Source organism: Lentzea sp. NPDC005914 (genome assembly GCF_040629405.1).
Taxonomy (GTDB): Bacteria; Actinomycetota; Actinomycetes; order Mycobacteriales; family Pseudonocardiaceae; genus Lentzea.
This window is the reverse complement of sequence record NZ_JBEXVQ010000082.1, coordinates 1-8,192: the sequence shown is the minus strand read 5'-3', so window position 1 is coordinate 8,192 and position 8,192 is coordinate 1. Positions and strand designations below refer to the sequence as shown.

Genomic DNA, 8,192 nt, shown 5'->3' with positions numbered 1-8,192 from the left:
TCGGAAGCCACCCAACGACAAGCAACCATCAGCCACACCTCGTCGCTCCAGGCATCCAGAACATCCCGTCCTGAACATCAACAATCTTATGGAGCCAGTCATGACCGACCACGTTCTGGAACCCGCGGCGCTGGACTTAGCCGTGGCGACCGCGACACCTCCCTTCCTGTACGAGCTGGGGCCGGAGGGGGCGCGCAAAGTCCTCGACGACGTCCAGGCCGCACCGATCGCCAAGCTCGACGTCGACGAGACGTGGGTGACCGTGCCCGCCGAGGTCGGCGACGTGCGCGTGCGCATCGTCAAACCGCTCGGCACCACCGAGGTGCTGCCCGCCGTCCTCTACGTCCACGGCGGGGGCTGGGTCCTCGGCAACGCGGGCACCCACGATCGGCTCGTTCGCGAGTTGGCGGTCGGTGCGGACGCCGCCGTCGTGTTCGTCGAGTACGACCGGTCGCCGGAGGCGCGCTACCCGGTCGCGATCGAGCAGGCGTACGCGGTCGCGCAGTGGATCGGGAAACAGGGGCGGGGAGCGGGCCTCGACAGCACGCGTCTGGCCGTCGCCGGCGACTCGGTGGGCGGCAACATGACCGCGGCGCTCACGATTCTCGCCAAGCAGCGCGGCGACGTCACCTTCGTGCACCAGTCGATGTACTACCCGGTCACCGACGCCGGGCAGGACACCGCGAGCTACGGCGAGTTCGCCGACGGACCCTTCCTCACCGCGAAGGGGATGGCCTGGTTCTGGGACTGCTACCTGCCCGACCGCGAGAAGCGAAGCGAGATCACCGCCTCGCCGTTGCGGGCGACGCTGGAGGACCTCGCCGGGCTGCCCGAGGCGTTCCTGCTCGTGGACGAGAACGACGTCCTGCGCGACGAGGGCGAGGCCTACGCCCGTCTGCTGACGGCGGCGGGAGTGCGCACCACCGTCGTCCGCTACAACGGCATCATCCACGACTTCATGATGCTCAACCCGTTGCGCGGCACGGCGGCGGCCACCGGCGCGGTCGAGCAGGCGATCCACGTGCTGCGCAAAGCGTTGAGAGGCAGTGATGTCTGAACGGAAACCGACGATCGTTCTGGTGCACGGGCTCTGGCTCACCCCGCGCAGCTGGGAAGGCTGGAAGGCGCGCTTCGAGCAGCGCGGGCACGAGGTGCTCGCACCGGCGTGGCCGCGGATGGAGGGCGAGGTCGAGGAGATCCGCCGCAACCCGTCCGTCCTCAACGGACTCGGCGTCACCGAGGTCGTCGACCACTACGCCCGCATCATCCGCGCGCTGCCCGCTCCGCCGATCATCATGGGACACTCGTTCGGCGGGCTGGTGACCGAACTGCTGGTCGACCGCGGCCTCGGCGCGGCCGGGGTCGGGATCTCCCCGGCCCAGATCAAGGGCGTGCTGCGACTGCCGCCCGCGCAGATCCGCACCGTCTTCCCGGTGCTGAGCAACCCAGCCAACAAGAACAAGGCCTTCTCGTTGTTGCCCAAGCAGTTCCACTACTCGTTCACGAACACGTTGATGAGCGACGACGAAGCCAAGGCCGCGTACGAGCGTTACGCGGTGCCCGGACCGTGCCGCGTGCTGTTCCAGGCGGGACTCGCGAACTTCACCCCGCACGCCGCGACCGCGCTGAACCTCCACAAGGACGACCGCCCGCCGTTGCTCGTGATCGGCAACACCGCGGACCACACGGTCCCGGCATCGGTCAGCAAGGCGGCCGCGAAGCTCCTCGCCAGGTCGAAAGCCGTGGTGGAGTACCAGGAGTACAAGGGACGACCACACTTCACAGCCGGCGCGCCCGGTTGGGAGGAGGTCGCCGACCACGCCCTCGGCTGGGCGGTCCGGCACACCCGCGAACGCGGCATCCCTTGACCCGGTTTCCGCCGATCTCGTATCCGGACTGGCGGCAGAGCCTCGAGACGGTCCACCGGTTCGCGCAGGTGGTCGGCAAGGTCCGGCTCGCCGCCAGTCCGCGGCGCAACCACTCGTGGAACGTGCCGTTCCACGTCACCGGGCGGGGCATCACCACCCGGCCGATGGGCGACGACCCGATCTTCACGATCGACTTCGACTTCCTCGACCACCGCCTGGACATCACCACCGTCGAGGGGCTGCGGCACAGCATCGCCCTGCCCGGCCTCTCGGTGGCGGCGTTCGCCGAGGCGACCCGGCACGGTCTGCGGGCGGTCGGGGCGGACGTGACGATCGCCCACCCGTACCCGTTCGACCTGCCCGGCGCCGCCCGCCCGTTCCTCGAGGACACCGAGAACGGACGTACGACCCGTCCGTGGTGACCCGGTACTGGCAGACGCTCAGCCGGGTCAACCTGGTCCTGGAGGAGTTCGCGGACGGCTTCTCCGGCAAGACGAGCCCGGTCCACCACTTCTGGCACACGTTCGACATCGCCGTGACCCGCTGCCGGCGTCGAGTCGCGCCTAGGCCGTGTCCTGCAAGTCTCGTCCGCGACAGTCGCGGCCGAGGGGCCTGGAGACGGCACCGCCGAAGCACCCGAATACGCCCGGTATGAGGCCGCTTCGGCGGCACCGTCTCCAGGCCTCTCGCCCGTGCCTCTCATCGAACGGACTTGCAGGACACGGCCTAGGTGCGCCGGCAGAGCCGTGGTTCGCTGTGTGGCTCACCGGCTACGCCGTCATTGAGCTCAACGGAGCGCTGGCCGCGTCGTACCGCGAGATCGAGCCATTGCGCATTCGCCCGATCACTGCACATTTTCCTTGTTCGATCTTCTGCGCTGACAGAGCCGCACCGCTGCTGGCTTCGTGCTCGAAATCGACGACCCTTCCTCAGCCTGGCTTGCGGCCTCCCGCATCAGAGACGCCGGAATGCTCCCGATCTAAGGAATTTCAGACCTTCGCTTGGACCTGGTGCGCTCGCCATCACCGTAGGCACCGAGATGCGATCGCCGCGCAGACGTGACGCTTGCCTCGATCGCCGCGGAACTCAACCACGAGGCCAGGGAGAGCGGCGCCGCCACCAACTGATCAGGCCAGGTCCTGCCGTGTCAGGGCTTGCGGCCCACCGCGCCGGCGATGCAGTACGACACCGGGGGGAGAGGCGTGATGCGCGGACCGTCCGGCCACCAGTCGGCGCACAGGGACAGACCGGGATCGACCAGTTCGAGGCCGGCCAGCATGCCCTCGATCTCGTCGCGGGTGCGGAAACGGCCGGTGCCCATCGGGCTGTGCAGGAACGTGTCCTCCATGCGGCGGGCGAGATCGCTGTGCTCCGCGGTCTGCGGATCGAGGAAGTGGCTGAGTGCCACGTAGGAACCGGACGGCAGCGCCTCGATGTACTCGCGCATGATCTCCTGCGGGCTGATCTCACCGTCGTAGTGGTGCAGCGTGCCGAGCTGGAAGAACGCGATCGGCTGCGTGAAGTCGATGTGCTTGCGCACGATCGGGTCCTCGAGGATCTCCTTGGGGTTGAAGATGTTCGCGGCCGAGAAGTGCGTCTGGTCGTTCTCCTCGAGCAACGCCCGGCCGTGTGCGAGCACCACGGGGTCGTTGTCGACGTAGACCACGCGAGCTTCCGGCTGGATCCGTTGCGCCACCTGGTGGGTGTTCTCCGCCGTGGGCAGCCCCGATCCGCAGTCGAGGTACTGGGTGATGCCCGTCTGGCTCGCGATGAAGCGGGTGGCGCGGATCAGGAAGTTGCGGTTGTCGAACGCGAGGGTCTGCGCTTCCGGCGCGACCTGCTGCACCCGCCGCAGCACCTCGCGGTCGATCTCGTAGTTGTCCTTGCCGTTGAGGAAGGCGTCGTACACCCTGGCGATGCTGGCCTTCGTCGTGTCGATGTAGACGGGCACATCGGTGTCGGGCATCACGAACCTCACAAACGTAGACAAGGCATGGCGTTCTGTGCATCAGATCACACCGCACCCGGCCCACGCATATGAGCCGAATGCGTGAATGCGCCGCCGCTGCACGTACAGTGATCACCCCTTGCGCCGTTGCATCTACAGCAACCGCCTTTCGAGTGGATTGTGCTGTCCGCACTGGCGCAGGTGAGGGCCGGAACGCTAAGGAGGAGCCCTGATGGCGACTGCTGACTCCAACTCGGCGAACGTCCGGCCTGGAGGCCCGACAGCGCTGCGCATCGTGCTCGGCGCGCAGCTGCGCAGGCTGCGCGAAGCCGCGGACATCTCGCGCAGCGAAGCGGGTTTCGCCATCCGCGGGTCCGAGTCGAAGATCAGCAGGCTGGAGCTCGGCCGCGTCGGCCTGAAGGATCGCGACGTCGCCGACCTGCTCACCATGTACGGGGTCACCGACCAGGCGGATCGGGACATGTTCCTCGAGATGGTCGCACAGTCGAACCAGCCGGGCTGGTGGCATCGCTACAGCGACCTGATGCCGGACTGGTTCCACGATTACGTCGGCCTGGAAGAAGCCGCGTCGAGAATCCTCACGTACGAGCTGCAGTTCGTGCCCGGCCTGCTGCAGACCGAGGACTACGCCAGGGCGATCGCGAGCCGCGGCCGCCCGGACCTCGCGGACAAGGCGGTCGAACAGCTCGTCACCCTGCGCATGCAAAGGCAGAAGATCCTGGCCAGGCCGGGCGCGCCCCGTCTGTGGGCGGTGATCGACGAGTCGGTGCTGTACCGGCCGATCGGCGGCGTGGCGGTGTTGCGCGGTCAGCTCGAATACTTGCTCGCCGTCACCAAGCAAAAGCACGTCGCCCTGCAGGTTCTGCCCTACTCCCTGAGCGGTTACGCGGCCGAGAGCTCGTTCGCCATGCTGCGGTTCGACGAGCCGGAGCTGCCGGACATCGTCTACCTCGAGCACGGCGGCGGCGCCCTGTATCTCGACCGGAGCAAGGAGCTCGAGCTGTACAGCCGGATGTTCGACCGGCTGACCATCGATGCCCACACGCCGGACCGCACGCGCCAGGTGCTGAGCAAGCGTCTCGCTGAGCTGTAACCCCGCCGAGCCGTAGCCCCGTCACGACCCATAGAGCGTGCATATGCACGTGCATTTACCCGTGCGAGTGCATCTGCTACCGTGCGTGCACAGCCAAATGCACGTGCATATGCACCCGTTTCGCGGAGGCGGAGTGGCCATGGGAGAAGCGATCCACAGCGGGATGTCAGCCGCCCTGCTGACGGACGCGACCTGGCGGAAGAGCAGGCACAGCGGCGCGTCCGGAAACTGCATGGAGCTCGCCCGGCTCGACGATGGCGACATCGCCGTGCGGAACTCCCGCTTTCCGGACGGTCCCGCGCTTGTTCTCACTCGCGCCGAGATCGCGGCCTTCCTGGCGGGTGCGAAGGAAGGTGAGTTCGATGACTTCGTCGCGTGACACCACGGAGAGCGCCACGATCCGGCTCAACGCGCTGATCTTGCGCGGCTTCCAGTTCCTCTACCCGCGCAACCGCAAGGGCGAACTCGCCGCCATCGTGGGCGTCCGCGCCCACGACAACGTCATCGACGTCGTCCGTCTGCACGACGAGAACGACGCGATCGCGACGCGGATGCCGGCGGACGAGGTCAACGTCCTGGTGCCGACGCGGTACTCGTGGCAGCGCACCGGCCCCGCCTGCCGCGTGATCGAGGAACTGCTCGAACTGCCCGACGATCGAACCGCCTGACCGCGGCCCGGCCCGCTCAGGTCAGCTTCGCGAGGTAGACGGTGTTCGTGGAGTCCTTGCCCTGCAACGAATTGGGAAAGCTGACGATCTCGGCGTGGACGTCGGTGAAGACCGACGAGAGCGTGGCGATGAACTCGTCGTCGGGCGGGTCGTTGGACCACAGCGCGAACACTCCGCCGGGACGGAGCAAGCCGGCCAGCCGCCGCAGGCCCTCGGGCTCGTAGAAGTCGGCGTTGCCGGGACGCAGCAGGTGACGTGGCGAGTGGTCGATGTCGACGATGATCGCGTCGAACGCCCGGCCGGGAGTCGCCGGGTCAAAGCCGTGCCCGGAGCGGAGCATCGCGAAGAAGTCACCGTGCACCAGGCGGCACCTGGCGTCGGCCGTCAGCACGGACCCGGCGGGGATGAGCCCCTGCTGGTGCCATTCGATCACCTCGCCGAGCGCGTCGACGACCAGCAGCGAACCGACATCCGCGTTCTCCAGCACGGTCACCGCCGTGAAGCCAAGCCCCAGACCACCCACGACCACGTCCAGGGGTGCCCTCGGAATTGCCGCGAGCGCGAGGCGGGCCAGTTCGACCTCGCCGACGGTGAACATGCTGGACATCAGGAACTCGTCGTTGAGCTTGATCTCGTGGACTTCCCCACCCACAACGGGATCGTGTCGCTTGCGCAGCGTGAGTTCACCCAAAGATGTCTGGCGCCAGTCGAGTTCCTGGAAACGAGCACTCATGTGTTGGTCAGCTCCGTGGCGGCGGTCCGGCGAATCGGTTCGCGAGCCGACAGTCTGCCTGTGGTGTGGAGCCGTCGCAGCCGGTGGGGTGGCCTGACCCCGCTGCTGCACCTTGGTCAGCCGATCAGATCGTGCAGATCGGTGCACAGGTCGTGGCCCTCGAGATCGTTGCGGCCGGTGCTGGGCTTGACGACACCCAGGTCGGCGATGAACCGCCTCTGGTGCGGCGGTGTTCACCCGCCGTGGCGACCATCGCGCCACCGGGTGGCTCGCCGAACACGGCCAGATCACCTCCGCCGCCGAGAGCCACGACAATCACAAAGCTAAGCCAACTCGGTGCGGTCTGGGCCGGCCAACTCCGCAACAGCAAGCAAATTCAGCCGTGCGGATCTGGATGGCCTTGCGGCTCTGGCATTCCCGCAGAGCTGCGGCTTCCCGCTCGGCGGGGAGGGTGCTGAGCTGGGGAAGCAGCCGCATCTCGGTCTGGTCGCCCTGGGGCGGCGCTGCTGAACCCGCGCGGGTTCCCACATCTCCGGGTCGCCGTCGACGCGGAACGTCCGGCCGCGCCACTCGACCTGTTCACGGCCGCCGGCCGGCGAGTACGTGAGCAACCGCCACCGGGTGATCTTCGGCTGACGGCCGGTCTCGGCGGGTTCGGTCGAGGTGTGCGGTTGCATGAAGCCGCGGACATCGCGGCGTGGTGCGCCAGAGCCGTAGTCGGCCGCGGGGCTGGGGTTGCCGTACTGGTCTTCGACCTCCAGCGGGTCTACGAGGGTCACGATGTGCGGGAGCTGCAATGGGCTACGTCCTTTACGTAACCAGTGCCGCCTGCCAGGCGATACATCACCTACTGGCAAGTAGGAAAGGGGCGCAGGATGGGGGAACGGGGCGTGTCCGGTGCCTGGGCGCGGACCGTGCTTGTGCTGGCGGTGGGCGTGTTGCTGGCGGCCGGGGTGGTCAGCGTGCTGATCGCGGTGACCGAGTCCGTGTGGTGGCCGGTGGTCGTCGGCGTCGGCTGGGTGGTCGTGGCGGCCGGCGTGACGATCTGGGCTGACGCGGCTGGTACGTCCGGATCGAGAATGCCCCGCGCGGTACCGGCGTCGGTGGCCGCAACAGCGTCAGCTCGTCGGGGGTGAGGTGCAGCCCTCCGCCGTCGTGGGCGCGGTGCGGGAATGCCCGCCGATCGCCTCGTCTTTCAGACCTTCCGGCTGGGTGGCCAGCGCGCGCAGGACGGCGGTGCGCGAGGATGAACGGCTTGCGCGCCCATCGGACTTTCGTGTGGACGCAGATCCCCTGCGCGAACGCCTGCGCGTGGTCGGCGCGCGGAACACAGAAGTGGGTGCCGCGCTTGCGGTAGCGGGATCCGTCGAACTCGGGTTCGGGCTGACGTGGTTCGGGGATGGGCTTCGGGCCGAACTCGGCGGCCTGGTCGCCACCCGCGACGCGCGAGTACGCCTCGGCTTCCACGTCCCGGATGTCGGTGTCGGACTAGCCCAGCGAACGGCGGGCGAAGCGGCGCGGCAACAGCCGGTCCGCCGAGTACAACTTCACAGCGGCGTCGGCCTGCGCGGCGAACGTCGGCGTGGCGACGTCGGACCACTGCGACTCCATCCGCAGCGCCTCTGCCGGAATCCGGCCGTCGCGCACCATCAGCGGAGCGCCTGCCAGAGGCGGGTATCCGACAGAGGACGCCGGAGGTATGCGGTTATCGTGATGGGGACGCCGTCCACGCGCCCGGTCACCTCGGCCGAGTTGTAGGCGACGGCATACATGCTTCTGGGGTCGTAGCGGATCTGGGTTCCTAGGAAGTCGGCCCATTGGACGAGCTCGCCCCGTGCCTGCCTGCGACGCTTGAGGACGT

11 protein-coding genes and 1 pseudogene are annotated in these 8,192 nt (G+C 68.0%); 7 read left to right on the top strand and 5 right to left on the bottom strand.

Annotation, left to right across the window (positions count from 1 at the left end):
• Positions 1 to 100: 100 nt before the first annotated feature.
• From ABZ345_RS47170 to ABZ345_RS47160, 3 genes and pseudogenes are all read left to right on the top strand, one after another.
• On the top strand, positions 101 to 1,057 hold the full coding sequence (locus tag ABZ345_RS47170; RefSeq protein ID WP_359862277.1) for an alpha/beta hydrolase: 957 nt from the start codon (positions 101 to 103) through the stop codon (positions 1,055 to 1,057).
• Complete coding sequence (locus ABZ345_RS47165; RefSeq protein ID WP_359862275.1) at positions 1,050 to 1,868, top strand: alpha/beta fold hydrolase; 819 nt, start codon at positions 1,050 to 1,052, stop codon at positions 1,866 to 1,868. The genes ABZ345_RS47170 and ABZ345_RS47165 overlap by 8 nt, the downstream gene beginning before the upstream one ends.
• A pseudogene (locus ABZ345_RS47160) lies at positions 1,799 to 2,523 on the top strand (DUF5996 family protein). The gene ABZ345_RS47165 and the pseudogene ABZ345_RS47160 overlap by 70 nt, the downstream one beginning before the upstream one ends.
• 492 nt (positions 2,524 to 3,015) lie before the next feature.
• Here ABZ345_RS47160 and ABZ345_RS47155 read toward each other — a convergent pair.
• Positions 3,016 to 3,834 carry an SAM-dependent methyltransferase gene (locus ABZ345_RS47155; protein WP_045316698.1) on the bottom strand — a complete coding sequence of 273 codons (819 nt, stop codon included), beginning with the start codon at positions 3,832 to 3,834 and terminating at the stop codon, positions 3,016 to 3,018.
• A 214-nt stretch (positions 3,835 to 4,048) separates the two neighbouring features.
• Between ABZ345_RS47155 and ABZ345_RS47150 the strand changes: the two genes are divergently transcribed.
• The 3 genes from ABZ345_RS47150 (at position 4,049) to ABZ345_RS47140 (ending at position 5,598) form a co-directional block, all read left to right on the top strand.
• Positions 4,049 to 4,930: a helix-turn-helix transcriptional regulator gene (locus ABZ345_RS47150; RefSeq protein WP_359862273.1), complete on the top strand. Its 882-nt coding sequence runs from the start codon at positions 4,049 to 4,051 to the stop codon at positions 4,928 to 4,930.
• A gap of 139 nt (positions 4,931 to 5,069) precedes the next feature.
• Positions 5,070 to 5,309, top strand: coding sequence for a DUF397 domain-containing protein (locus ABZ345_RS47145; RefSeq protein ID WP_359862271.1), 240 nt, complete (start codon positions 5,070 to 5,072; stop codon positions 5,307 to 5,309).
• Complete coding sequence (locus tag ABZ345_RS47140) at positions 5,293 to 5,598, top strand: hypothetical protein (protein WP_359862269.1); 306 nt, start codon at positions 5,293 to 5,295, stop codon at positions 5,596 to 5,598. The genes ABZ345_RS47145 and ABZ345_RS47140 overlap by 17 nt, the downstream gene beginning before the upstream one ends.
• Positions 5,599 to 5,614: 16 nt before the next feature.
• Here the strand turns inward: ABZ345_RS47140 and ABZ345_RS47135 are convergent, their stop codons facing one another.
• Together ABZ345_RS47135 and ABZ345_RS47130 are read right to left on the bottom strand one after the other, a co-directional pair.
• Entirely contained in the window at positions 5,615 to 6,331 is a 717-nt protein-coding gene (locus tag ABZ345_RS47135; RefSeq protein WP_359862267.1) for a spermidine synthase, read from the bottom strand.
• Between the two features lie 323 nt (positions 6,332 to 6,654).
• A complete protein-coding gene (locus ABZ345_RS47130; RefSeq protein ID WP_359862265.1) occupies positions 6,655 to 7,128 on the bottom strand; it encodes a hypothetical protein in 474 nt (157 codons plus the stop codon).
• A gap of 78 nt (positions 7,129 to 7,206) precedes the next feature.
• On the opposite strand from ABZ345_RS47130, the gene ABZ345_RS47125 reads away from it, so the two are divergent.
• Positions 7,207 to 7,467, top strand: a complete 261-nt coding sequence (locus ABZ345_RS47125; protein WP_359862263.1) for a hypothetical protein — start codon at positions 7,207 to 7,209, stop codon at positions 7,465 to 7,467.
• A gap of 352 nt (positions 7,468 to 7,819) precedes the next feature.
• Here ABZ345_RS47125 and ABZ345_RS47120 read toward each other — a convergent pair whose 3' ends face one another.
• Together ABZ345_RS47120 and ABZ345_RS47115 are read right to left on the bottom strand one after the other, a co-directional pair.
• The gene (locus ABZ345_RS47120; RefSeq protein WP_359862261.1) at positions 7,820 to 7,981 is read right to left on the bottom strand and encodes a hypothetical protein; all 162 of its coding nucleotides are present in this window, start codon (positions 7,979 to 7,981) and stop codon (positions 7,820 to 7,822) included.
• Positions 7,981 to 8,192, bottom strand: a 212-nt coding sequence (locus ABZ345_RS47115; protein WP_359862259.1) for a hypothetical protein, incomplete at its 5' end; no start/stop codon positions are given. The genes ABZ345_RS47115 and ABZ345_RS47120, both read right to left, overlap by 1 nt.